The organism is Methanolobus sp., assembly GCF_016278385.1.
GTDB lineage: Archaea > Halobacteriota > Methanosarcinia > Methanosarcinales > Methanosarcinaceae > Methanolobus.
Genome location: NZ_JADQBY010000008.1, coordinates 95862 through 121926, shown reverse-complemented (window position 1 = coordinate 121926; position 26065 = coordinate 95862). Strand labels below are relative to the sequence as shown.

28 protein-coding genes and 1 pseudogene are annotated in these 26065 nt (G+C 40.8%); 17 read left to right on the top strand and 12 right to left on the bottom strand.

The annotated features are described in order from the left end of the window. Position 1: 1 nt before the first annotated feature. The 5 genes from mtrA (at position 2) to QZZ23_RS04205 (ending at position 2987) form a co-directional block, all read left to right on the top strand. A complete protein-coding gene (mtrA, locus tag QZZ23_RS04225; RefSeq protein ID WP_292467107.1) occupies positions 2 to 730 on the top strand; it encodes a tetrahydromethanopterin S-methyltransferase subunit A in 729 nt (242 codons plus the stop codon). 1 nt (position 731) lies between these two features. Next, positions 732 to 962, top strand: a complete 231-nt coding sequence (locus tag QZZ23_RS04220; RefSeq protein WP_292467105.1) for a tetrahydromethanopterin S-methyltransferase subunit F — start codon at positions 732 to 734, stop codon at positions 960 to 962. A 1-nt stretch (position 963) separates the two neighbouring features. Further along, positions 964 to 1197: a tetrahydromethanopterin S-methyltransferase subunit MtrG gene (gene mtrG / locus QZZ23_RS04215; RefSeq protein WP_292467103.1), complete on the top strand. Its 234-nt coding sequence runs from the start codon at positions 964 to 966 to the stop codon at positions 1195 to 1197. Between the two features lie 18 nt (positions 1198 to 1215). Next, the gene (gene mtrH / locus QZZ23_RS04210) at positions 1216 to 2172 is read left to right on the top strand and encodes a tetrahydromethanopterin S-methyltransferase subunit H (protein WP_292467102.1); all 957 of its coding nucleotides are present in this window, start codon (positions 1216 to 1218) and stop codon (positions 2170 to 2172) included. A 248-nt stretch (positions 2173 to 2420) separates the two neighbouring features. Then, the gene (locus QZZ23_RS04205) at positions 2421 to 2987 is read left to right on the top strand and encodes a hypothetical protein (RefSeq protein WP_292467100.1); all 567 of its coding nucleotides are present in this window, start codon (positions 2421 to 2423) and stop codon (positions 2985 to 2987) included. A gap of 8 nt (positions 2988 to 2995) precedes the next feature. On the opposite strand, the gene QZZ23_RS04200 is transcribed toward QZZ23_RS04205, so the two are convergent. From QZZ23_RS04200 to QZZ23_RS04185, 4 genes are all read right to left on the bottom strand, one after another. Beyond that, positions 2996 to 3274, bottom strand: coding sequence for a DUF1894 domain-containing protein (locus tag QZZ23_RS04200; RefSeq protein ID WP_292467098.1), 279 nt, complete (start codon positions 3272 to 3274; stop codon positions 2996 to 2998). A gap of 16 nt (positions 3275 to 3290) precedes the next feature. Beyond that, entirely contained in the window at positions 3291 to 4295 is a 1005-nt protein-coding gene (gene purM / locus QZZ23_RS04195) for a phosphoribosylformylglycinamidine cyclo-ligase (protein WP_292467097.1), read from the bottom strand. A 14-nt stretch (positions 4296 to 4309) separates the two neighbouring features. Further along, positions 4310 to 5704: an aspartate kinase gene (locus QZZ23_RS04190; protein ID WP_292467095.1), complete on the bottom strand. Its 1395-nt coding sequence runs from the start codon at positions 5702 to 5704 to the stop codon at positions 4310 to 4312. A 98-nt stretch (positions 5705 to 5802) separates the two neighbouring features. After that, a complete protein-coding gene (locus tag QZZ23_RS04185) occupies positions 5803 to 7020 on the bottom strand; it encodes a hypothetical protein (protein WP_292467093.1) in 1218 nt (405 codons plus the stop codon). 110 nt (positions 7021 to 7130) lie between these two features. Between QZZ23_RS04185 and QZZ23_RS04180 the strand changes: the two genes are divergently transcribed. From QZZ23_RS04180 to QZZ23_RS04170, 3 genes and pseudogenes are all read left to right on the top strand, one after another. Further along, positions 7131 to 8336 carry a cofactor-independent phosphoglycerate mutase gene (locus QZZ23_RS04180; RefSeq protein WP_292467091.1) on the top strand — a complete coding sequence of 402 codons (1206 nt, stop codon included), beginning with the start codon at positions 7131 to 7133 and terminating at the stop codon, positions 8334 to 8336. A gap of 207 nt (positions 8337 to 8543) precedes the next feature. Next, a pseudogene (locus QZZ23_RS04175) lies at positions 8544 to 8930 on the top strand (Hsp20/alpha crystallin family protein). A gap of 452 nt (positions 8931 to 9382) precedes the next feature. Next, entirely contained in the window at positions 9383 to 10141 is a 759-nt protein-coding gene (locus QZZ23_RS04170; RefSeq protein WP_292467089.1) for a coenzyme F420-0:L-glutamate ligase, read from the top strand. Here the strand turns inward: QZZ23_RS04170 and QZZ23_RS04165 are convergent. After that, on the bottom strand, positions 10127 to 10588 hold the full coding sequence (locus tag QZZ23_RS04165; RefSeq protein WP_292467087.1) for a cytidine/deoxycytidylate deaminase family protein: 462 nt from the start codon (positions 10586 to 10588) through the stop codon (positions 10127 to 10129). The two genes, QZZ23_RS04170 and QZZ23_RS04165, sit on opposite strands and share 15 nt — an antisense overlap. A 111-nt stretch (positions 10589 to 10699) precedes the next feature. Here QZZ23_RS04165 and QZZ23_RS04160 point away from each other — a divergent pair, with 111 nt between their 5' ends. The 6 genes from QZZ23_RS04160 (at position 10700) to QZZ23_RS04135 (ending at position 17329) form a co-directional block, all read left to right on the top strand. After that, positions 10700 to 11602, top strand: a complete 903-nt coding sequence (locus QZZ23_RS04160; protein WP_292467085.1) for a protein translocase subunit SecF — start codon at positions 10700 to 10702, stop codon at positions 11600 to 11602. Further along, positions 11599 to 13293, top strand: coding sequence for a preprotein translocase subunit SecD (locus QZZ23_RS04155; protein WP_292467084.1), 1695 nt, complete (start codon positions 11599 to 11601; stop codon positions 13291 to 13293). The genes QZZ23_RS04160 and QZZ23_RS04155 overlap by 4 nt, the downstream gene beginning before the upstream one ends. 17 nt (positions 13294 to 13310) lie before the next feature. Then, on the top strand, positions 13311 to 14339 hold the full coding sequence (locus tag QZZ23_RS04150) for an AAA family ATPase (protein ID WP_292467083.1): 1029 nt from the start codon (positions 13311 to 13313) through the stop codon (positions 14337 to 14339). Between the two features lie 42 nt (positions 14340 to 14381). Further along, a complete protein-coding gene (locus tag QZZ23_RS04145; protein ID WP_292467081.1) occupies positions 14382 to 16037 on the top strand; it encodes a tRNA uridine(34) 5-carboxymethylaminomethyl modification radical SAM/GNAT enzyme Elp3 in 1656 nt (551 codons plus the stop codon). A 57-nt stretch (positions 16038 to 16094) separates the two neighbouring features. Continuing rightward, complete coding sequence (locus QZZ23_RS04140; RefSeq protein WP_292467079.1) at positions 16095 to 16502, top strand: helix-turn-helix domain-containing protein; 408 nt, start codon at positions 16095 to 16097, stop codon at positions 16500 to 16502. 80 nt (positions 16503 to 16582) lie between these two features. Further along, on the top strand, positions 16583 to 17329 hold the full coding sequence (locus QZZ23_RS04135; RefSeq protein WP_292467077.1) for a MinD/ParA family protein: 747 nt from the start codon (positions 16583 to 16585) through the stop codon (positions 17327 to 17329). Positions 17330 to 17339: 10 nt separating this feature from the next. On the opposite strand, the gene QZZ23_RS04130 is transcribed toward QZZ23_RS04135, so the two are convergent. Continuing rightward, entirely contained in the window at positions 17340 to 18131 is a 792-nt protein-coding gene (locus QZZ23_RS04130; protein ID WP_292467075.1) for a hypothetical protein, read from the bottom strand. Positions 18132 to 18694: 563 nt separating this feature from the next. On the opposite strand from QZZ23_RS04130, the gene QZZ23_RS04125 reads away from it, so the two are divergent. Then, entirely contained in the window at positions 18695 to 19093 is a 399-nt protein-coding gene (locus QZZ23_RS04125; protein ID WP_292467073.1) for a DUF1699 family protein, read from the top strand. Positions 19094 to 19144: 51 nt separating this feature from the next. Here QZZ23_RS04125 and QZZ23_RS14670 read toward each other — a convergent pair whose 3' ends face one another. Both QZZ23_RS14670 and QZZ23_RS04120 read right to left on the bottom strand, forming a co-directional pair. Then, positions 19145 to 19336 (bottom strand): YjbQ family protein, encoded by a 192-nt coding sequence (locus QZZ23_RS14670; RefSeq protein WP_366931315.1) that lies wholly within the window; start codon positions 19334 to 19336, stop codon positions 19145 to 19147. 233 nt (positions 19337 to 19569) lie between these two features. Next, positions 19570 to 19752: a hypothetical protein gene (locus QZZ23_RS04120; protein ID WP_292467071.1), complete on the bottom strand. Its 183-nt coding sequence runs from the start codon at positions 19750 to 19752 to the stop codon at positions 19570 to 19572. Positions 19753 to 19865: 113 nt separating this feature from the next. On the opposite strand from QZZ23_RS04120, the gene QZZ23_RS04115 reads away from it, so the two are divergent. Further along, positions 19866 to 20363: a hypothetical protein gene (locus tag QZZ23_RS04115; protein WP_292467070.1), complete on the top strand. Its 498-nt coding sequence runs from the start codon at positions 19866 to 19868 to the stop codon at positions 20361 to 20363. A 12-nt stretch (positions 20364 to 20375) separates the two neighbouring features. Further along, complete coding sequence (locus QZZ23_RS04110; RefSeq protein WP_292467068.1) at positions 20376 to 21758, top strand: DHH family phosphoesterase; 1383 nt, start codon at positions 20376 to 20378, stop codon at positions 21756 to 21758. A 6-nt stretch (positions 21759 to 21764) separates the two neighbouring features. On the opposite strand, the gene QZZ23_RS04105 is transcribed toward QZZ23_RS04110, so the two are convergent. The 4 genes from QZZ23_RS04105 to QZZ23_RS04090 all read right to left on the bottom strand — a co-directional run bounded on the left by QZZ23_RS04105 (position 21765) and on the right by QZZ23_RS04090 (position 25982). After that, entirely contained in the window at positions 21765 to 22520 is a 756-nt protein-coding gene (locus tag QZZ23_RS04105; RefSeq protein WP_292467066.1) for a DUF128 domain-containing protein, read from the bottom strand. Positions 22521 to 22601: 81 nt separating this feature from the next. After that, positions 22602 to 23333, bottom strand: coding sequence for a glucose-6-phosphate isomerase family protein (locus QZZ23_RS04100; protein WP_292467064.1), 732 nt, complete (start codon positions 23331 to 23333; stop codon positions 22602 to 22604). Positions 23334 to 23428: 95 nt separating this feature from the next. Next, a complete protein-coding gene (gene uvrC, locus QZZ23_RS04095) occupies positions 23429 to 25225 on the bottom strand; it encodes an excinuclease ABC subunit UvrC (protein WP_292467062.1) in 1797 nt (598 codons plus the stop codon). Between the two features lies 1 nt (position 25226). Then, positions 25227 to 25982 (bottom strand): ribonuclease H-like domain-containing protein, encoded by a 756-nt coding sequence (locus tag QZZ23_RS04090; RefSeq protein ID WP_292467060.1) that lies wholly within the window; start codon positions 25980 to 25982, stop codon positions 25227 to 25229. Between the last annotated feature and the right edge of the window lie 83 nt (positions 25983 to 26065).

Below are 26065 nucleotides of genomic sequence, written 5' to 3'. Positions count from 1 at the left end.
GATGGTAGATAAAAGAGAACCAGCAGCAGGATGGCCAATCCTTAAAGGAGAATACGATGTTGGCGATGTCAACAACTGTGTTGCAGTCGTAACATGTGGTTCACACCTTTCAGCTGGCCCCATGTTAGAAGCAGGTGCATGTATAGCAGGCCCTTGTAAGACCGAAAACCTTGGTCTTGAAAAAGTAGTTGCTCACATAATATCAAACCCTAACGTAAGATTCCTCCTTGTAACAGGATCCGAAGTAAAGGGTCATATTACAGGAGACGCAATCATCAAGATCCACAAAAATGGTATAAAAGACAACAGGATAGTTGGTGCAGCAGGTGCAATTCCTTACGTAGAGAACCTGAGTTCGGAGGCAATTGAAAGATTCCAGCAGCAGGTCGAATGTATCGATTTCATCGGTACTGAGGACATGAATGCTATTGTTGCAAAGATCAAGGAATACGCATCAAAAGATCCCGGAGCTTTCGATGCAGACGCAATGGTACTTGAAGTAGGCGGCGGAGAAAGTGACGAAGGAGAGGAAGCCGGCGGACTTAAGCCAATGGCAGCTGAGATCTCAACTATCAGAAGCAGAATACTTGGCATCAATAAGGAAATGATGGTAATAGGTAACCTCAACAAGTTCCACTCTGGTGTACACGCTGGTAAGGTAGAAGGTGTAATGATTGGTCTTGCAATCACATTAGCACTCCTTGGAATGCTGCTGTTCGGAGGTAACTGATATGGCAGAAGAACAAGAATATGGAAAAGGCGTACCAATGGTCATAAACCCACAGATGGGACCCATTGAAGCCGTAGTTGAGGATATCCGTTACAGGGCTCAGCTCATAGCAAGAAACCAGAAACTCGATTCAGGAGTATCTGTAACAGGTGTGTCTGGGTTTATAGCGGGATTCGTATTTGCGATTGTAATGGTAGTAATAATCCCTATGTTCGTCTGGAAGGTGATGTAAAATGGCTGACAGTAGCGACAGGGTACCAAGCGTAGTTACAGATCCGGAAGACTTCAATGCAGTACTTGAGAAACTCAACAAGATAGATGAGAAAATCGAGTTTGTTAACAGTGAAGTAGCACAACGTATCGGAAAGAAAGTAGGAAGAGACATAGGAATATTATACGGAGCTGTTGTTGGAATTATCATATTCCTGCTGTACGTTCTGTTCCTTGCACCTATGCTCGGTATTTAAAATAAAGAGGTTGTTCATATGTTCAAATTTGACAAGAAACAAGAAGTATTTGATGTCGGTGGGGTCAAGTTCGGTGGCCAGCCAGGGCAATACCCAACAGTGCTTATAGGAACGATGTTCTACAACAGGCACAAGATCGTGACTGATGAAGACAAGGGTGTCTTCGATGTAGATGCTGCAAACAAGCTCTGGCAGGGAATGGTTGACATGGGACAGATCACTGGTAACCCAATCGTAAACCAGATTGTCGGAGAAACACCGGAAGCAATCAAGAAATATATCGACTGGTTCATTAGTGTCGATGACAAAACACCATTCCTCATAGACTCATCTGCTGGTGATGTTCGTGCAGCAGCAGCAGAGTATGTAACAGAGATCGGTGTAGCTGACAGAGCAATCTACAACTCAATCAACGCCAGTGTTCATGCTGACGAGATCGAGGCAATCAGAGACAGCGACATCAATGCTTCCATTGTGCTTGCATTCAATGCAACCGACCCAAGCGTAAAAGGAAAACTTGAGATCCTTGAAAGCGGTGGTACCGGACAGGAAAAAGGTATGCTCGATATCGCAAAGGAATGTGGAATCACAAAACCTTTGATCGATGTAGCAGCAACACCACTGGGAGCAGGCTCCGGTGCATCCATAAGAGCAGTAATTGCAATCAAGGGCCACCTTGGACTGCCTGTTGGCGGTGGATACCACAACATGGCATCCGCATGGGACTGGATGAAGACGTACAAAAAGCAGTTTGAGACAATAGAAGAGAGGAAGGCAATTTACATGCCAACTGATATCGGAACAAATCTTGTATCACAGATAATCGGCTCAAACTTCCAGCTCTTTGGACCTATCGAGAACACAGACAAAATATTCCCTGCAACAGCAATGGTTGATATCATGCTGGCAGAGACTGCAAAGGAACTCGGCCTTGAGATCATGGACGAGAACCACCCACTCAACAAGCTGGTTTAAACCAGCTTTCTTTTTTCTTTTTATAGACCTTCTGGCAAAGAGCCGTAGGTATTTCTTAGGGACCTCCATCCCCAACCCGATATAATGTGTACATAAAAAATATAAAAATACACACCTACAGATATGTGTTGCAATTAATACTCTATATTCAATCACTTATACTGACATAATGCAACAGTAGTAAAATAACATATGAAGTGCTGTTACTGGCAGCAAAATAATTAAAGCAACAAATACTATCAGCTACCATGACCGAGGTAATGCTGGTTTGGGATAATCCTTTATTGTTCGAAAAACTGTTTAAAGAGCATAACATTGAGTGCCAGAGAATTGTATCTGACTCCATTGGCACACCTTTTACCCCACCATGCAAATGCGTAGTCATTCCAACTGGTTTTGCAAACAAAGATTATACGAAAATCCTACCAGGAATAGAAAGGAACGCTAAGAGCTTCGAAAAGTTTGTTCGTGCCGGAGGTAACCTTGTAGTATTCAGCCCCATGGTTCCCAAATATAATTATGGCTGGTTACCAATGGAATTAGAATACATACAGCAACAACAAGTAACCACTATCTGCAAAACAACAGATCATCAAGCGCAGTGCCTGATCGAAGATTCATGTGCTGAAGTTGAATTCGATGGATATTTCTCAAAGACAGATGGAGAAGTGGTTTTCAGTAATGATGCAGGAAATCCTTTAATGGTAGTGAAGGAATTAGGAAATGGCAGGATAATTGCCACCACCATTCATGAGTTCCCATCAGGAAAGTTCCTGAAATGGATCAATGAAACTGCAAAATTGAGTAAAATCTAATTGATCAACTATTTTTTAAAATCCTTTTCAAGCTGTTCTGCAATATCTGCAGCATCAGGCACCCTGAGTACAAAGAGCCCAAAACACGGCTTGATGAACTGGAAGAATACCTCGTCTCCTTTCACCCCTACTGGGACATTATCCCCCATAAGAGCTACACCACGTAATCTGTAACCACCAGCTACATGGTAGACCTTGTCCGACTTTTCCTGTATGAGTTTCTCACATTGGCTAGGAGTGCCACCCTTTAAGAGAATCTCAAAGGGAATATCATTGATACAAGCCATCATAACACCTTATAAATCATTCAACAATAAAAAGGTCGCCGACTTTTATACCTTTTTCGACAATACGACCGACAATCTTACCGCCAGTCATCTGTGCGGCTTTTTGAGCCTGCTCTACCGGAAGTATAATCACAAATCCCATTCCCATGTTGAATGTCCTGTACATTTCAAGGTCAGCCACGTTACCTTCTTCCTGAAGGAACTTGAAAATGTCATTTGGTTCTATCGGATCATTGAAATCAAAACCAAGCTTTGTGACCCTCTTCAATTTCAACAGTCCACTACCAGTGATGTGTGCAAGCCCATGTACATCACACTCCTTAATGACATTAAGAACTTCCATATAGATACGAGTAGGAATAAGAAGTTCGCCACCTATTGTGGTTGAGGTGTCATAAGGAAACTCATCATGATATGAATAGGAAGATTCATCGACTATCTTTCTGACAAGGGTGTACCCATTACTGTGAACACCGTCACTTGGAATACCCACAATTGCATCCCCGAGTTGAACCTTTTCGCCTGTGATGATCTGATCCTTCTTGACCATTCCCAGACAAGTGCCTGCAAGGTCAAAACCCTTCACAATATCAGGGAGTGTTGCTGTTTCACCACCAACTATCGACATGCGTGAAATCTCAGCACCCTTTCTAAGACCTTCGCCGATCTGGGCCGCAAAGTTCTCATCATGCTTTTCAAGAGCAAGATAATCAACGAATGAAATAGGTTCAGCACCTATTGCAAGCAGGTCATTGACGTTCATTGCAATGCAGTCAATTCCCACGGTATTCCAGCGCTTCATCTCATTTGCGATCAGAACCTTGGAACCCACCCCATCAGTAGCAAGAGCAAGGGCATATTCTCCAAAGTCTATGAGACCTGCATAGTGACCAATGCCAGTCAAAGGTGCACCCAGACCCTCACGCTTGTAATCCATACCTTTAGTTAGCGCCTTGATAGTCTCTTCTTCCTTTTCGATGTCAACCCCGGAATCTGCATACGTTAGGTGTTTATCGTTCATCTGAAATCCCTGCATTATTTCTCAAGCTCGAATTCTTTATGTAAGGTCCGCACAGCATCAATAGCTTCCTCTGAACTCACTACAAAGGAAATGTTATGCTGTGAAGAACCCTGACTTATCATAATAATATTTATACTGGCTTTTCCAAGAGAATTGAATACTTTTCCTGCAACTCCGGGAATACCATCCATCCCTGCACCAACCACAGCAATCACACAGACATCACGATCATAGGCAACGTCACCTACAACATTAGTTGTGAATTCTGACCTTACGGCTGCCACTGCTGCCTCAAGATGGTCCTCATTGATAACCAGGGACATGTTAGCTTCAGATGAACCCTGACTGATCATGATAATATTAACACCTGCATTGGCAAGTACGGAAAATACCCTTGCCGCTGTACCGATGGTTCCCACCATGCCGGCTCCGCATATATTGATAAGGGCAACCTTGTTAATGAGAGTTACAGCCTTGACAACATCCTGTGTCTGCTGTTGTTCTGCAACAATAAGCGTGCCCGGGAAATCGGGCTCAAAGGTGTTCTTCACACGTACAGGTATCTTGTGCCTGATAGCAGGCTCAATTGTCCTAGGATGAAGAACCTTAGCACCGAAATAAGAAAGCTCCATAGCCTCTATATATGATATCTGAGGGATCGGACTTGCCTCAGGAACTATTTTCGGATCAGTGGTCAATATACCATGAACCTCTTTCCACAGCCAGATTTCATCGGCTCCAATAGAAGCTCCTATGATAGATGCAGAGAAATCAGAACCTCCACGTCCAAGAGTGGTAATGATATTCTGCTTATCATGGGCAATAAAACCTGTAACTACCGAAATATAATCTTTGAGCAAAGGACAGAGTATTTCGTGTACCTGAGAATAACTGTCCTCCAATGGCTTAGCATCACCGTAATTAGAATCTGTTACAATACCCGCCTCTCCGCCTGTGAACGCTTTTGAAAGAGTTCCAAGTGAGCGGATCGAGCCACTTACAATCGGTGCGGCAAGACGTTCCCCGTATGAAGAAATGTAATCTATTGAACGGTTGGTCAGTTCACCAAGATAGCATATACCAATCAAAGCCTTTTCCAATTCATCGACCCTACTGTCGATTACTTCTATGCATTCTGATCTTATAGTATCATCATCAATAGCAACATTAATTGCATCATAGTGTTTTTTGGATAAATCTGTAATAAATTCCTTGACCTGAGTTACTTTCCCATTTTTAGATACTTCTTTTGCAGTGCTCAGTAATCCATCCGTAACACCGCCAAGTGCAGAAGTCACTGCTACAAGTTCATTGCCATCAATATAGTATTGCCTTACAAGCTCTGCCACATGACGGATCTTTTCGCCGTTTTCCACGGAAGTTCCGCCAAACTTCATTACGATTCTCATGATACAACCAAGTTTAGTCAGCTAATCTTGTCTATAAACAATAAAGAGTGATATAAAGATTATGAGTAAAGCAAAAAAGGAAGGTAAAAAATATGATATTACCTGAATTTATTGTAGAAAACAAAAAATACAACAAATACTCCTACTGTTACAATAAGAGAGATCACATTTGAAATACTTGAACCGGAAGTGGATGGCATAGATGAATTGAAAGAAACGTTTGAAGAACTATTATCCCTTACGATACTTTCTGCAGCTGAACTTGCAATGCCTGCTATCGATTCTGTGATATTGTCTTTTATGTTAACAGACACTGAGAAATCCTCTGAATAATATGAAAAATCTTCACCATCTATCATAATAAGCATTACGTCATGAATCCCGGCATCCATCTCTCCAGTGACCGCCTTATAAGTTCCCTTACTTACGTCATTTCTAGAGTCAACAAATTCACCGTCAACCAGAATGCGCACTTCTGTAAATGCCTCATCGACACCATAGGTTATAATGGCGATACTACCTGCTTTCAAGTCACCACCTACTGGGGACTCAACATCAATATCTATCTCTTCAGGAACAGCAGCAGCATCCTTGTCTGGTACAGATTTTGAATTTTGTTTCAATGAAACCTGCTTGAGGAAAACCGTAGTAGAATCATCGGACTCAATAAATGCTTTCACATTTGCAAGGAAAATCGTATCTGGCTGATTACCAGAATAGACAGTATAATAGAAGTATTCTCCTTCTTCAACATCATCCTCTTTTAGCAATTTACCGTTAAGCCTTAGTTCAAGAGATAACTCATTATCTTCGATACCTGCAACATCCAGAGTATAACTATTGGCCAATTTAAAATCAGAATCACTCTTAAAAGAATAACTCTCGCCCAGAATCAGATACTCATCAATATCTTCCACCGGATCAAGGTATTGCTCAATATAGATTATAGAGTAATATTTACCATCAGATTCCTTTACAGAACCTTTTGGGGTTATCCTCATGATGAAATAATCTACCTCTTCATCGTCATCATCTGCAACTGAACGGACATACTCCAATGGATTATCTTCTGCGGCAAAGTTATTGTCCAGATCAATCTCTTCGCCATTAAGATAGAGTTCTATCATTACATCGCCGCTTTTGCTATTCATATCTACAACTTTGAAGGAATAGCCTTGCTCCAGGGTTATATTATCCTGCACACTTACGGCAGGTTCCGAATAATGGATTATTGTCTCTGTTTCAACACCAGAAACAGGAGAAACACACAGAACAAGCAGACAAACACAGACCATTACAAAATGTATATATTTCATCGAACCCTCACATCATAATACCGGATTAAAATGACAGAATCATTATGCTACTTAGCAAGCATATTAAAGTCTCATAGTTTTTATTGATTTCTATTAATATAGGTGATTGTATGAAATATGTAGTACTTATCGGAGATGGCATGGCAGATGAGCCCCTTAAAGAAATTGGAGGCATGACAGTTCTCCAGAAAGCCAACACATCCAACATGGATTACATTACCATGTACGGAAGGGCAGGACTAGCTCAAACAGTTCCTGAAGGATTTCCTCCTGGAAGTGATGTGGCTAACATGTCCATTGTCGGTTATGATCCAAAGAAGTACTATTCAGGAAGAGCGCCCCTTGAAGCAGCAAGCATGGGAGTGGAACTTGAAAAGGATGATGTGGCATTCAGATGTAACCTGATAACGATCAAAGATGAACAGATCGCTGATTACAGTTCCGGACACATCACCAATGAGGAAGCGAAGGAACTGATAGAAAGTGTTGACTCGACCCTTGGAGACGAACGTTTTAGTTTCTACCCTGGTATCAGCTACAGACACCTCATGGTGGCAAAGAAAAGCCTTGGAGCTAATACAGAATGCGTTCCACCTCATGATGTCATCGATGAGAATAGGCATGAACATATGCCAAAGGGAGAAGACAGCGAAGTGATCTCTGAACTCATAGAAAAGTCAATGGAGATACTTCCCAATCATCCTGTAAACAAAAAAAGAGTCGAAGAAGGAAAAAACCCCGGAAACTCCATATGGCTCTGGGGACAGGGATTTGCACCTGCATTCACACCATTTAACGAACTGTATGGACTTCGTGGTGCCATTATATCAGCCGTTGATCTTGTAAAAGGAATAGGCATCTATGCAGGGCTTGATGTTATTGAAGTACCGGGTGCCACAGGGTACCTTGATACAAACTATATAGGAAAAGCCGAGTACGCAATGGAAGCTCTCAAAGACCACGATTTTGTATTCGTTCATGTGGAAGCACCTGATGAAGCAGGCCACATGGGCGATATGAAGGCCAAGATACAGGCAATCGAGGATTTCGATGAGAAAGTTGTCGGCACTGTTCTTAAAGCTGCCAACGACATGGATGAAGACGTAACCATCATGGTTCTGCCGGATCACCCCACACCAATTGCATTGAGGACGCACACTTCAGTGCCAATCCCTGTAGCCATATATTGCACATCAGAAGAAACTGCGGATAATGCAGATGCATTTGACGAGGAGTCAGTGAAGAAAGGCTCACTTGGTACAATGTATGCAGCTAACCTTGTAAGAATACTGATAGACAACAAGTGGACCCAATAACTCCGCTTGTCATCTTTTTTACACCCACACTCCGAATCACCACATATATATATAGATATATAAAACTGAATGGATAATATTATTTAGTGGGAGTATCCAATATTAGGGATAGTTCCAACTATAACAAACCATGAGTGTGGTGAAATGAAATTTGGATTAACGCCATGAAACCCGAGTACAGCTCCAAGGTGGGATCCCTTTGAAGAAATGAAACATACGCAAGAGCACCTCAACAGTTTGTTCGGAGATCGTGAATCGATGCCTGAAATGATGGATATTGATACACTATCCCCTCTTGTTGACATCAAAGATAATGACGATAATATTGTTGTCACAACAGATCTTCCGGGTGTTGATAAAAAGGACGTCAATATAGACATAAGGGATAACAAAGTATGGATCAGTGCCAATACTCACAAGGAATCCGAAGAAAAAAATTAAGGATACCTTATGCGAGAACGGACCTACAACAGGTTTGCACGTGCATTCAATCTGCCATCTGCAGTAAAGGAAGACACAGCAAGTGCAAAACTGGAAGATGGTGTACTGACCATAACGTTACCTAAAGCAGATATCGAAGAAAAGCATAGATAATGATCGAGTAAAACCTGTATTACAATGAACGCCCCATAAAAGGGACGTTTCATCTTTTTATATTACCCTTATTTGGATTTGCGGCATCAGTTAGAAATATCATCATTCTTTGCTCAGTCGGGGTAACTGTCATCATCGCCGCAGGAAATACTATGCAAATATAGTATATTATTCTTCTTGGCAGGTCTTTGAATAACCATTAAAATTGATACAACATACAGTTCAAATGGAGGAAATTGGAGGCGAGACAAACACATGAAAACTAATCAATGCAAACTTCAATACTATGTGTTGGTTGGTTTATAGCTGAAACCTGTGTTTGCCTCATAAACCTACCCCCTTAAATATTATGTTGATTTTCAGCATATTTAACATAAACGTGTATTAATTTAATATGGCAGCATAAATTAACATAGCAACTTTTATGAAACACCATTCTTTGGAGAATCCAATTGAAAATGCAGGCATTTACTGTGGAAAATATCCCCCTGATCAAAGAAAGGGATAACATTGCATCGATCATCTGTGAGAGAACAAGCATTGAAGACAATGATATCATAGTCATAGCTTCCACCATAGTTTCAAAAGCAGAGGGCAGGATGTTCAGGCTGGAAGACATAACTGCAGGCGAAGACGCTAAAAGAATTGCAGACAAGCACGGAATTGATGCAAGGTTTGTGCAGGCAGTTCTTGACCGCAGCCATGAGGTTCTGGTAGAGTTCCCGATACTTCTTGTAGAGACAGACAACGGACACGTATGCATTAAAGCAGGAATAGATGAATCAAATGTTGATAAAGGCTATATGGCAGACCTACCCACTGATCCGGACCAGAGTGCAAAGAACATAGGCGAAGGTATCGAACACCAAACAGGAAAAAAAGTTAGTATCATAGTGACCGACACCAATGGAAGATCGTTTAAGATCGGCCAGACAGGCATTGCCATTGGTGTGTACAAAATACATCCGATAAAGAACTGGAAGGGACAAAAAGACCTATTTGGCAATATACTGGAAATCACCGAGGAAGCTATAGCCGATGAAATTGCAGGAGCGGCAAATCTGCTCATGGGTGAAGGTGACGGAGGATATCCTGTAGTGATTCTGCGAGGACTGGAATTCAGGTCAGAAGAAGGTTCAATTAGAGAAATGTACCGTAGTAAGCGGGAAGATATAATAAAAAAAGGACTTCGCTGCTTAAGCAAAGTCTGAAATCGCAATGTTCACTACTTCAACACCTGACTCTGAAAAGAAATCAAGGGCATCTGTATCCGGATAAGGCTGGATATAAACAACTCTTTTTATGTTGGAATTGATAATCATTTTAGTACATAGTATGCATGGCTGGTGAGTGCAGTAAAGAGTTGCACCATCAGTGCTTACACCATGAAGGGCTGCCTGGATAATAGCATTCTGTTCAGCATGGACAGCACGACATTTTTCATGACGTGTGCCGGAAGCAATGTTATTCTGTTCCCTTATGCAACCTATTTCAAGACAATGTTTCATGTTCCGTGGTGCACCGTTATAACCGGTGGAAAGTATACGTTTATCCCTCGCGATCACAGCACCAACCTTGTTTCTAAGACATGTGGAGCGTTTAGCCACAATCGTAGCGATCTCAAGCAAATACTCATCTATACTTGGCCTGTCAGTCATTGACTAAAAGAAGCAGTAAGTGGTATATATAAGTTATAGTGTAAGAGTGTATTCATCAATTCAATGTTTTATTGATGAGATTGAAAACCTATTATTCTGGAGTATACAAACATGGAAGTCGGTTTGACTGAACGTTTAGATTCTTTTGTTAGAAAACATAACGATCGTCAGCTTGCAGTAATACCGCTTGTGATTTTAGTAATATCATTGTTGATACTTGCATTCACATTTGCCAGTAGCGGTGCACCTGTAAAGCTAGGAATGGAATTTAAAGGCGGGACAATGGTCTCTGTGGCAACTGAAGACAGTTTGTCAGCCATTGAACAAAAGTATGCAGATTATCCAATATCTGACGTCAGACAGGCCGGAGCACGAGTTATAATACAATTCGGACCAATGAATGATGAACTGCAACAACAACTGGTAAGTGATGTAATAGAATCATACGAAAGTGTGGAAATAAACCAGATTGGACCTGTATACGGAGAAAGCCTTCAGAAACAGGCTGTTAAAGCAGTTATTATATCATTCTTGGGAATGGCCCTTGTAGTGTTTATGATATTCAGGACTTTCGTACCCTCAATTGCGGTTGTATTGTCAGCTTTATCAGACATTATTATTGCAGCAGCGTTCATGAACATAGTCGGGATCGAACTATCTCTGGGAACTGTTGCCGCCCTGTTAATGCTAATAGGCTATTCAGTTGACAGTGACATATTACTTACTACAAGAGTACTCAAAAGACGTGGAACTCCACAGGAGAATATTACCAACGCAATGTATACAGGAGTAACCATGACAACCACTACCCTTGCGGCACTGGTTGTAATGTACCTTGTATCAACTTACTCATACCTACTGAGTTCATCGCTTTCACAGATCACCCTTCTTTCAAACATATCAATCGTCCTGATATTCGGACTGGCTGCCGATATGATGAACACCTGGATGCTTAATACATCCATACTCAGATGGCATGTTACAAACGTGGGCACAAGGAGACGTAAAGCATGAAAGACGACGAACAACAAAACCTCTTCAAGGACGTCAGAGTAATTATTTTCATCCTGGCAATACTTGGTTCTATAGTCTTCATACAGCCATGGTATTCCTCTGAAGAAGGATTTACAACCAACCTTAACTACGGACTGGACCTTGAAGGTGGCTCCTGGCTGCAACTGAAACTTCAAGGTGCTGTTGCACAACTTGATGGGGATATTGGTCTTCTGGTAAAGGAAATAGTTAATATTAACATTGCAGAGAATATTGAGATATTGTCCGTCGATGAAGGAACCGATGACATAACGGTAACATTCACATCAGATTCATTACTTACCAATAACCAGATGGACCAGCTTGGCGTGGGCCAGACAACTATCTTCCGAAACAACAATGTGACCGAAGTTATACTCCACACTTCAAAGGAAACACTTATCAGCACATATCTTGTCGATTCACTAAAAGCAGAAGTCCTTCCTACACTTATTTCCAATGGTGTAGAGTACGAGATAAGAACTGCTGTATCACAGGAAGAACTCGAAGAGCTTATGGGAGCAGTCGGTGGTTCTATCCTTACTGACAGCAGTGGTGAGGTACTCTACAAAGAGGGAGTAACAGCAGAAACAACGGAAATGACCAAGGAGATACTTAGCGATAAGCTTAATTCTCTGGGTCTTAAGGACATACCTGTAAAAACAGTCGGTGATGAATATATACTCATTGATTTTGCAGGAATTGATCTTGCAACTGCCAAGAACATTGCTGAAAAACCAGGGAAATTTGAAATTAGGATAATAACCCAGGGCAACGAGTCAGAGCATGCTCTTTATGGTGACAAGATTGAATCGGTCAGCATTGTAGGATATCAGGAAGATGATGGTCAGTGGTACGTTCCATTCACCCTCACAGATGCTGGTGCAATTGCACTTCAGAAAGTTGCCATGGAAACTGGTGCAACAAAAGATCCACTTTCACATAACCTTGTTATGTACCTTGATGAGAATGAAGTTTACAGTGCGCCACTTAGCTACTCAGCAGCTTCCAGACTCGAAAATGCACCGATATACTCATGGCAGGCATCCACCGGCCCTGATGAGGATAGCAAGACAAAAGCTGAAGAATTGCAGATACACCTGCGTGCAGGTGCATTGCCTGTGAATGTAGAACTCATGGGTTCAGGACATGTAGATGCAACCCTTGGCCAGCAGTTCAAGTTACAGGCAGTCATTGCAGGTCTTTTGGCACTGTTCGCTGTTGCCTTTGTGGTTTACAGGAAATACAACAAGCCATCTATACTTGTACCTATGGTAGGAACCTCTATCAGTGAAGTTATAATGATACTTGGTTTTGCAGCAGCCATCGGTTGGCAGCTTGACCTTGCAAGTATTGCAGGTATCATTGCAGCCATAGGAACAGGTATTGATCACCTTGTTATCATCACTGATGAAGTGCTGTACGAAGGCAAGCTTCCACCAAGGAAAGTATATCTTTCAAGGATAACAAAAGCATTCGGAATAATATTTGCAGCAGCAGCAACAACCATTATCGCAATGTCACCTATGGTCATCATGGGATTCGGCACCCTGAAAGGATTTGCAATAACGACTATCGTAGGAGTTCTGATAGGCATAATTATTGCACGACCAGTGTACGGCAAAGTGATACATGAAATACTTGCAGCAAAGGTTGCCGTTGATGCTGAATAAAAGAGAAAGGTGAATACATGAAGGACCTGTGGACTGTAAAATATCGGCCATCGACGTTTGAAAATATTGTCGGCAATGAAGAATCACTGGACATGATAATTAAACTGGCCAGGTCCAACAACCTTCCGCATCTTGTATTCCACGGCCCGGAAAACTCAGGCAAGTCAAGCACGGCTTTTGCACTTGCCTATGAGTTATATGGAGAAGGTTATGAGCGTAATCTGGCATACTTCAATGCATCGGATTTCTTTGAACAGGGAAAAAGTTACCTCGTGCGTGATAAGAGATTTCTGCGCATTCTGGGAACTGATGACCCAAAGAAAATCACTAAAAGTGTAATCAACATCTTCAAAGAAGTCATCAACGAATATGCAAGTATGGCACCCATGGATGCAGATTACAAGATAATATTCATAGATAATGCCGAATCACTCAGTTCTGACTCTCAGAATGCTCTGAGAAGGATAATGGAGAAGTATACGACAACATGCCGTTTCATTCTCTCAACTACCCAGCCTTCAAAACTGATAGCACCTCTAAGGTCAAGGGGACTACAACTATTCTTCACCCATGTTTCAGATGATAAGCTCACAAAGTTCATTTTACAAGTAATCGAAGCCGAAGAACTAACTGTTACCAGCGATGGCATCGATGCACTTGTATACCATGCAAGAGGCAACATTGCAAGAGCATTGAACACACTTCAGATAGCATCCATACAATCCGACATTGATAATATCGGCACACAACAGATATACGATGCAACACTGGAGGAGCAATCAGAGAACGTAGCAAAACTATTTGATTCCATTATTTTGAAGAACATACTCGAAGCCAGGAAGTATATTGATGCACTTATTCTGGAAGAAGGATTATCAGGACAGGAAATACTGCTTCAGCTTCATAAAATGGTAGTTAATTACAATGAACCGGATAATATCATTGCCAGGTGGGTCACAAAAATAGCAGATACAGATTTCTACTTGACTGAAAGTGCAAACGACAGGATACAGCTTGAAGCCCTTGTTGCTGAATTCTGCCAATAGACGCAGATACTGCGATATTTACCACATAAAATGATGGTTTGGATGACTGATAATAACATAAATGATTTTGAAGTAGCCTGCCGGATAATAATGGACATGGTCCTTGAAGGCAAGATAACTGATGAAAAACAACTGAATGAAACTAAGAAAAAGGTTTCAAAAAGGTTTCATCTTTCGACCCTTCCTAAAAATGCAGACATTATAGTATCAGGTAACGATGAAGAGCAGGAAAAGGTCCGTGCCATACTTCAGCGCAAACCTGTCCGCACCATATCTGGAGTAGCTGTGATAGCAGCAATGACATCACCTGCACCATGCCCTCACGGAATATGCACACCATGCCCCGGAGGACCTAACTCAGAATTCCATTCACCACAAAGCTACATGGGAAGGGAACCTTCCACCATGCGGGCCATACAATTTGAATACGACCCCTACAGAATAGTAAAAAACAGGCTGACCCAATTGAAACAGATCGGACATGAAATTAAAAAAGCCGAACTTATCATAATGGGAGGCACTTTTTCCGCAAGGTCCATTGATTATCAGGAATGGTATACAAAACGCTGTCTTGAAGCTATGAATGATTTCTATGGAGATTCCTGGAGACAGCAGGCAAATCCCATTGGAAAAGCAGTTCCATATTACACAATTGAAGACGTTCAGAAGGCAAATGAAACATCGGATGTAAGGAATACCGGCATTACCTTTGAAACACGTCCTGACTGGACAAAACAAATTCACATCGACAAGATGCTGGAGCTTGGAGCAACAAAGGTAGAGATCGGAGTCCAGAGTACTTATGATTTTGTCCTGGAAAGAATGAAACGGGGCCATAGCGTTGCAGACAGCATTGAAGCGAACCGCATACTTAGAGATAGTGCCCTTAAAGTAGGATTCCACATGATGCCAGGACTTCCCGGAACTGACGTAGAAATGGACGAAAGGAATTTCAAAAGACTTTTTGAAAATAAGGAATTCAAACCGGACTACCTGAAAATATATCCAACTCTTGTTACAGAAGGTACTGAATTACATGAGATGTGGAAACAGGGAAAGTACGAGGCTATGGGAGACAGAGAAGCAACACAGCTCCTGTCCACAATCAAATCCTTTATACCAAAATGGGTCAGACTACAGCGTATCCAGAGAGACATACCATCCCCGCAGATACTTGCAGGTGTAAGGAAAAGCAACCTACGCCAACTTGCACATGAACATCTTGAACAACATGGTGGCAAGTGCCGTTGCATAAGATGCCGTGAAGTCGGACATAACATGCTGAAAGGAAATGAACCTGATATAGAAAATATACAACTAACAGTGGAATCCTACGATTGCTGTGGAGGAAAAGAGAATTTTATTGCCTTTGAGGATGTTGAAAATGATATATTGATAGGTTTTCTCAGACTTAGATACCCTTATAGTCCCCATCGTGAGGAACTGCACAACGCAGCTCTTGTCAGAGAACTTCATATATTCGGCTCTACTGTGGCTGTTGGAAAAGATGCAGGAAAGAACGACTGGCAGCACAGAGGTTATGGAAAGGAACTAATATCGTATGCAGAGGAACTTGCATATGATGCAGGATATCGAAAAGTTGCAATAATAAGTGGAATTGGCGTTCGCCAGTACTACCGCAAGGCAGGTTATGAACTGGAAAATGTATATATGACAAAGAACATACAGAAGAACTGAATTAGAAAGTTTTATTAGTAAAGATGGCGGATGATTATATAGCAATAATGTATAATAATGATAGTAATAATGAATATTCTGATGATTAATGCAGGAGACAAAATATTGGATTCAGAGTTGCTTAAAGAAATTGTATATAATTTAAAAGAAATAAATTCTAAACTCGATAGGCTCGTTGTACAGGCAGAATGCAGAGAAGAGCAGGTCAGTGAAAAAATTAGAAATGTAGCTGATTCTCTCGATGTGATTACATTATTATCCCTTCCGGACCATTTGAGAAAAACAGCAACCACTTTATTTGAAATCGGCCCTGCAACAGCAGACGAGATATCAAATGTCACAAATAAAGAAAGAGCAGTAGAAAGTAACTACCTCAATCAGCTTGTCAGGATGAATCACGTTAAAAAGTACAGAGAAGGAAGGAAGGTTTATTTCCGTATTAACCAAAGTTTGAGGAAGAGATAATAATATTGTATTACATAAATGCTTTATTAAGCAAATCAGAACAGTTCCAGAACAATTAAACAAAACCAGATGACAGAAATATGACCCATACATTAGCAATACACTCCTCAAAAGGTGGAACAGGAAAAACCAGCATTGCCATGAACCTGGCAGTTGCTTTTGCAGCTGAAGGAAAAAATACATGCCTGATAGATCTGGACCTGAGAGGACCATCTCTTTGTAGCATGTTCAAGCCAGAAACCCGTTTCTGGATAAATGATTTCATTTCAGGAAGATGCAGCATAAAGGATACTCTGACTGATATTAAAAAAAAGATGGATACGAGTGGTCACCTTTACCTGAGCTTCGCAAATCCTGATATAGGAGAGATCAGAGACCTTGTCAGCAAAGACAGGAACTGGCAGGCTGGTGCACTTAAAGCATTGATGGCCGGGAAAAGAGAACTGGAACAAAATAATATGGATGTAGTCATATTTGATACTAGTCCAGGTGTTGAATATGAATCCATAAATGCAGTGGCGGCATCGGATATGGTAATTATAGTCCATAATGATACAAACGCCTGCACCAATTGTACGGAACAGCTTATAAAAGGCGTTTATTCACTTCTTGATAAAAAATGTGCGGTAATAGACAATATGTACCATGGAAATCATCTTGATCTGATCGAAAGAAAAAGATATGGTGCACCCGTCCTTGCAACGATACCATGTATGTGTGAAATTGCAACCAAGGGAAAGAATGAGATACTTGTACATACAGAACCTGAACACCTATTCTCTAAAAGTATAATCGCAATTAAAGACAAAATTAAAACCATGCAGTAAATTACATTTTTCAGTCATCTTCTTTTATTATTTTTAAGACATCGTTCTGGAGATATTCCTCCAGATCTTTGGATTTCATATCCTCTATGTCTTTTTCAATCGTACCTGAGGAGAGTAGTATATCCTTGAAAATGACTACGAGCACGTATACCAGAAATGCCGGAAAGAATGCCAGTATAGTTCGTTCCACGGGATAAATAAAGACTACAGACCTGTACATATCTGCAGGAAGACCATAGAGCAAGTAATATGTAATACTGCCTGCCATGTGATCGGAGAGAACACCCATAAGAGACGCTATAAACAATGAGGCAAAAACATATGCTTTTGAAGTGACAGACTTTATAAGGATTGTTTTCTCAAAAAATATAAAAATACCCAGCACGAGCAAATGATACCATGGATAATAATATACCGCCCTTCCCACATCAAGCAGATACCATGCAGCAATAAGTGTACTAAATATATACCTAACTGCTTTGTGCTCCCTGTTAACGACAAGACCTGCAACAATTGAACTCAGGGCAATGAACAAGACCGAAAAGACCGAAAAAGAAGTCATTGAAGCATAACTCCCACTTGTGAACTTATGCAACATGAAACCTGTTAGTGAAACAATAGACCCCCAAAAAGGACCAAATAACATTCCATTTAATGCTCCAAAGGATACTGTGGAACTAATCCGAGTTCCACTTACACCTACCACATCCATATAATCAGGCATATATATAGAAAAATAGGTCATTACTATACCAAATAGAAGGTAAACTGCTTTGACATCATTCTTTATCCTTTTTGGCAACACGCTTCTTAAATTGGAGAGGTGCTTATATAAGCGTTTACATTTTAATAAAACTAAGTATCTTGAATAGAGTTGATATATATATCTATTTAAAATAAATCACCCGCAATATAAATGTAATTATGATATATACGCTATATTTTAAATGATACCAAAATAGATACAAAGTGTGGTTGTTGTGAGAAATACACCAAATATTGTATGTTTTTATAAAAATAAACTTTTTTACGGGCAACTTGAAATTTAAAGTATATACTGTAAAATACAAATGTTTTATTTTTTTATTCCTATGAAATAAATAAAAGAATCATAGTAAAAAAGTGCTTAACAGACATAAGAAAGAAACAGTCAATGAATCAATTGCGTGCGTTTTATTCAAAAATAGACATTTATAAAAAAATAACTAATTACACTAATGAACTAATTAATTTGATTGATATAATATTACGTTAGTAACCTTTAAATAAAAGTTTGTATATACACTAATTTTTAGAGAGAAAAAATCTCAAGATAGTCCTCCTAAAAGTTAATAAAAACACACAAATATCAAGGAATGTTAAAACATGAAAATAAGAGTAGTAAGTTCAAAAGAAGAGATCAACACACTTGGCCCAAATGAAGAGATTATACACCTTGCATTCAGACCATCAAACACAGATATCTTTTCCCTTATTATGAAATGCCCTAATGTAAAAGCACTCCACATACCAAGCTCATACAAGAGGACAATCTCAAACTCTGCAAAGATGTACCTTGAGATGCAGGGAATAGAGCTCCTCGAAGGAGATGTATGGGGACACAGAAAGGATATCAATGAATACTCCGAGGTTTCACAGAGTGTTTACGACCGTATTGCACAGTACAAGCAGGACGGACTCTCCGAAGATGAAGTCGAAGACAAGATGATCAGAGAGACAAGACTCAGTCCAGACTTTGTCAAGTTCCTTGTTAAACAGGGATAAAACAGTTACCGGCAATAGCCGGGAACTTTTCCTATTATTCTTTTCTATTCTTTATTCACCGCAGATCAGAACAATGATTTTTCTTGATTGCGGACGATCATCTAGGCCCATCAGAACAATCTGCTGCCAGGCGCCAAGTAGAATCTTTATCAGAAGAAAAGATTCACTTTGCCCTATAAATGAAGCGTGTATATGAGAATAGCCATTGCCACCATGCCATCTTCCATTATGAAAATAAGTAATATCTTCCAGAGCCAGATTTTAAGTGCATCTTTGATGTTCCAAGCAAACCCGATTAAGCTCAATCGCGGTTATCGCTGCGGTTGAACCAAGAACATTTACCAGTACATATATCATCACTAAGACTACGTGAGAAGACCAGCTCACAAACCTGGCGAATAATATCGATTACGTCCGCATTTCCTGAAGTTTAAAGGCTGAAATCACTACTGAAAACAGACATCGATCACTAAACCTCACTGCATTTCATTTAACTTCAGACCAACAACTGAGATCACAACTATGAATGCCACAAGTGCACCGACAAATCCGTATTCCTGTGACATTGAATTCCTCATCTGATGTGCGACAGCAAAAAGAACAATCAACAATACTACAGAACCTACTGAAGATATAATTTCCATATTTTTCTTATTCATCGTTTCTAATTGAGTTAACAGGTACATGAATCTATCGAATATACAGGAAAGAAACTAAAAGCAATACTTAATATAACCTCAAAATAATATAATTCTGAAAACGTGATCAAGCTATGACAGAATTTGAAAGGGTACTCGTCCAGTCATTTAATGCATTCTTCGAACAGAACAACTTTAAGGGAATTGCCTATCGACTTAAGCAGCATAGATTCACTTCCCAGTTTCTGGATGTGCTCGTTGATTCCCTTGATCCTGACTACTACATGGGCATTGAATGCAAGAGCATATCCGTAGATAAAGGTGCAAAAGCAATATATTTTACACAGCACTTCACAACAGATAAGAATGGAGTCCACCAGATAGAAAGAATATCCAGTTTCCTGTTAAGATCAGGGAGAACGGGATTCCTTGCAGTAGAACTCAAAATGGGAGTAGGAAGGGCAAGAGAAGCCTATATGATCCCCTGGACAGAGCTTTGCAGAAAATACAATGAAGAAGGTACTCCAAAAATAACTGTGGAAGAAATACAGGAATACCCGAGAATAGAACGAGAAGGAAATAAGTACCTGATAGACACAAAAGGATGGAAAAGACTCAGGTTGATAGAATAAGAGGTTTTTATAATGTCTGAAACCATGGCCATGATGGCCGAACGTGCAAGAGAATGTGTTGAAGAGATAAGGAAGTATGATGAAATACAACTGGTATCTCACATCGATGCTGATGGGATAACATCCGGTGCCATTATTTCCAAAGCCCTGGAAAGAGTGGGTATTGGATATAACATGATGTTTGTGAAGCAACTCGATGAAACAATTGTAGAGCAACTTGCAGATATAAACCCGGAACTTACGATATTCACCGACCTTGGGAGCGGACAACTGGAGCATATCAGCAATTATGGAGTGCATGCCATTGTCTCAGACCATCACCGACCCCAGGGAGAAACAAAGTTCCACCTGAACCCACATCTTTTCGGAGCAAATGGGTCTTACGAGATCAGTGGCTCAGGAACAACATTTATACTCGCAACCCAGCTTGGAGATAACAGGGATCTTGCTGATCTTGCAATTGTAGGGTGTGTAGGAGATATGCAATACCGAAAGTATGGACAACTTGTGAGTCTTAACAGGATGATACTTGAAGCAAATCCTGAAGTTATACTCCCTAGGAAGGACATTTCACTCTTTGGAAAACAGACAAGACCTGTTTACAAGATGTTGCAGTTCTCATCCGACCCTTTTATCCCAGGACTTACAGGCAATGAAGATGCATGCATTGATTTTCTTGCAAGGGTTGGCCTTCAGTTCTCAAATGACGAAAAATGGAGACGATGGATAGACCTTTCTGAAGAGGAGAAAATGAAAGTCACATCATCACTCCTGCAACATTCCATGCAGAGCGGTATGTCGTCCTACAATATAGGAAGACTGGTTTCTGAAGGATACATACTTCTTTCCGAACAGGAAGGCACGGAAATGAGGGATGCAACAGAATATTCCACACTCCTTAATGCCACCGGCCGATATATGAGAGCAGAAGTTGGCATGCAGGTATGTATGGGAGATCGCGATGAAGCCTACACGCAAGCACAGGACCTGCTGAACACTCATCGCAAAAACCTTGTTGATGGACTGAATTTCGTCAGAGACAATGGGATAACCGAACTTTCATATCTTCAGTACTTTGATGCTGGCAGTGTGATCCCGGAAACCATCGTAGGTATTGTTGCAGGAATGAGTCATTCATCTGCAGGTAATCGTAAATTACCAATCATAGCATTTGCAGACAAGGATGACGGCTACAAAGTATCTGCCAGAGGAACACAGGAACTTGTCAACCGGGGACTCAACCTGGCAGAAGCCATGAGTATCGTATGTCAGGAACTTGGAGGTGCAGGCGGAGGACATGATATTGCAGCGGGTGCTACAGTTCCTTTCGGTAAAAAAGAAGAGTTTATCCAGAAACTGAATACTACTATCGCTGCACAGCTAATGAAAGCATGAAACACATCAAACAAGATCGTTGATGTGAGTCAGTTCTTTAATATCAATAAGTGATGACATTGCATTGGTCCTTATTGGAATACCATGTTCCTGGACTATAGCCATAGGATTGGTACCACCTATGACAACGATACCAAGGTGATCGCGCTCTACCGGTACGTCCAGTATTCTTGTATTCGGCTCACCCACCTCAAGAATTCCATTTATTCCGGCATCCACCATATCAGAAAGAGTACTGTCTATTACATCCCTTGCAACCATAGGTGCTTCACGAAGATTAGCAAGTATCTTACCAGAGCCCGTTTTCAACATACCCATCACGGACGTGAGTTCCTGGGACATCAGAACCTCAAGAGGATCTATGGTAGTACTCTGATATGTTAGAACATTTGTAAAGCGTAAAGGTTCACCATCACGTATTTCTACAAGACCACCAAATCGTGGTTTTACCATCACACCTGCTTTTAGAAGAAGGCCGTCGATAGTGATACTGCATACCGTTGCAAATCCAATTTCATCTCTACCGATCTTCCGCTCACCAATCATATCCCCCTCGCGAAGGATCTTAAGCAGAGGACTGACGGAAAGTCCACTATTTATGGCCATTCTGAAGATCTTGAAAACATCATCATAATCCTTCTTGTCAATAAGTGAGAGATTTACAATTACATCTCCTTCCATTGTTTTAGGATTGAAGGTTGTCCTGAACATCAGGTCCTCTATTTTCGACGATGTAAACTGAATGCGCTGATTTCCTTGCAAAGATATACCTCTAACGTTTTGTAACTGCTAGAAAGTAGTAACGGCTAGACATTTATAGTTTCGCATATAAAAATAACGGAACTAAGAAAATATCATCTTTTTGAATATATCCTGGTGAACCTGGGGGTTCAAAAGGAAATCAAGTTTGCGGAGCTCGCTTACCATCTCATACATGTCCTTTCCGCAGAAGAGACCGTATTCTGGATAATCCATCGGTTTTATAAACCTTATTTCCGGCACTTCCAAATAATCAGGGTTCTTTACAAAACCATCTGTTAGCATGTAGTATGCTCCACCAAAGAGTTTCTTGATAGGCTCATACAGAGATGAAAAATCACGGCATACCCAGTTAGCCATTTTAAGTGGTACTTCCGAAGCATTGATTGTTATATGTCCATAACCCGGTGGAACCAGTGCAAGATCTCCAGCCTTTGCCTCAAACACGATTACATCGATAATTTTGTCACCTTCCGCCTTCTGCAAGAGGTAGATAGCCTCCCCTTCAAGTACCTGATAGAGTTCAGCATATGATACATCCTGACCTGGCACAGGAGGATGATAATGACCCGCTGTCTTTACATACTCATCACCAAGCATTGCAGGAGGAATGATAGTAATATCATATCTGAGCCTGTTTTCGACTATTTTATTGTAGTCGGATCCATTTTTTGAAAGATCACGATACATGTAATAAAGCTCAATATTATCCTGTAAAAGTAGCCATGCCTGATCATGCAGTACTTCGTCCATATCATGAAGCATCCTTATATCAGGAAGGTGGACATTCCCATAAAAATCCAGTTCTTTACCCATTTAATCACACTTTACCATTTGAATAAAATCAAGATAGTAGAGTATATTCACAGCACAGTATTTATTTTTGCCGCAACTTCCTTAATAAGATGATTTTATTTGATCAGATGCTCAAGTATTCTTTTTGCAAGCTTCTGGCTTATACCATCAAGAGCAGAAAGCTCTTCAACTGAAGATGATCTTATTTTCTCGATTGATTCAAAATTCTCAAGCAAAAGACGTTTCCTGAAAGAACCAACACCAGGTATTGAGTCAAGCTCCGAATGTGTGAGACTGGCAGACCTCCTGCGTCTGTGAGAAGTCACTGCAAACCTGTGAGCTTCATCACGTATATGCATCAGGAGCTTTAAAGCAGGAGATGAATGAGGAAGAATAATAACTTCATCCGGGCCCTTTTTAGTCGTAATTATATGCTCGAACCTTTTTGCAAGACCGATAAGCGGTATATCAAGACACAGAGCATCGAGAGAGGATTTTGCAGCACCAACCTGTCCCGGCCCCCCATCTATCAGAATCAGATCAGGCAAATCCTCATTATTTTTGAGCAATCGGGAATAACGTCTGCCTACAACCTCTGCCATCATGGCAAAATCATCGATCCCCTTTACAGTTTTTATATTATGCTGTCTGTACTTGTTATTTTCAGGTCTGCCATTCTCAAAATATACCATGGAACCCACTGCATTGGTACCTGATATATTGGAAATATCAAAGCCTTCAATATGCATAGGAGGAGATTTCAGTGATAATACTTTTTGCAGATCCTCAAGTGCCTCCATAGCTGATTCAGATGGTGACGGTTTTAGCTGTGCCAGCCTTCGGGCCATTTCAGCATTCCTTGCAGCCATCTCGATGAGCTTTTTCTTTTCACCCCGAAGTGGTACATGCACATGCACATCCCTGCCGGAACGCTGGCAAAGCCATCTGACAATGAGTTCATTTTCAGGAAGATCATACTGGACCAGGATCTCCGGTGGAATAGGTGAATCCTGGTAGTACTGTTTTACAAACTGCGCCATGGATTCCTCAATACTTTCCGAAGCTTCGGCCCCCAGAAGTGTGAAGTCAGCCTTGCCAACCATGCTGCCGTGACGCACATAAAAAACCTGGATATAGATTGACTTCTCATCAGCAACTGCAGCCAGTATATCGCGATCATCCGTACCGGAAGTCGCGATCTGCTGCTCTGAAAGATATTTTACAGATTCTATCTGGTCCCTTACTTCTGCAGCAGATTCATAATCCTGTACTTTTGCCATAGATTCCATCTTTTTTTCAAGCTCTTTCAAAAGACCCGAAGTATCACCTTTCAGGAAGCGAACAGCTTCCATTACCCTCCTGCGATATTCCTCCTTATCGAGTCCTTCCCTGCATGGAGCTACACAACGTTTGATATGATAATTAAGACATGGACGAGATTTTCCCGGTTCGATTCTTTTTTTGCACTGTCGGAGCATGTAAACCCTGGAGATTAGATCAAGTGTAGTACGGATAGCCTTTACATTAGTATAAGGACCAAAATAGAGAGCTCCGTCCATGAGTCTCCTGCGGGTAAGAAATATACGCGGGTATGCGGAACTAACTGTTACCTTCACGTAAGGATATCGTTTATCGTCCTTTAAACGGACATTGTAACGCGGCTTGTATTTCTTTATGAGATTTGCTTCAAATACAAGTGCATCTATTTCAGAATCCGTTATAATATACTCTATATCATCAATGTGTTTTACCAGTGTAATTGTCTTGGGAGAGAGATTTTTCTTCGACTGGAAATACTGACGCACCCTTTTGTCCAGAGACTTTGCCTTACCCACATATATGACATCCCCGGAGCTATCTTTCATTAGATACACACCAGGAAGTGCAGGAAGGGTTTTCAGGTCAAATTTCATATCAGATACATTCGGAGAATTTATTTTCGATGAATCTGGGGAGGGTCATGTCAATTATCGTTTTGAGGTTCACTATGTCCTCCCGGTTGTATTTAAGCAAGAGATCAAGTGCATCGTCGTCCCCGCGCTCATACTGGTGCCATAGACGCACCGCGTCAAAGCCACTAATACCAACAGTTTCCTCTGCTCTTGAAATACCCAATTCACATTCTATCTTTTTCAGGCCGCCTGAAAGCGAGATGCGGCGCAGAGGATACATAAGGTCTGCATGCAATTGGTTGAATTCTATTTGAGGGAATTCACGTTTAATGAAGGGAAGATCGAACCTTGCACCGTTAAAAGAAACAAGGAAATCATATTTTGGAAAAACATCGACTATATCATCAAGATCTATACCCTTTACAAATGTTCTGGCATTATTCCCGTCATATATCCCTACAACAGTGATATACGAACTACCTGGAGAAAGACCTGTAGTTTCTATATCAACATAGGCAACTTTGCCTGAGAACTCATTGAAAGCACGCCAATGTTCCGCTTTTGGAAGAGATTTGGCAAAAAATTCAAAATCGTGGGACTCAAGTCTTTCAATGGACTCCCTGATGCCAGTCATAAGCATATCCTTTTTGGAAGGAGATATTAGAATCTCATCCCTTCTATCCATGAACTCATCCCATGTCCTGATACCATTTGACCATATTCTTTTTTCCACGGTTGCGCCAATCCGTGGCATGTGAATGTATGTACTTGTAAGCATAATTTTCCCTAATATTTAGTAATGATTATGGTATTGATAACTATATGGCCTATCTACAAGTGCTAAATAAAATAAGGTTTAAT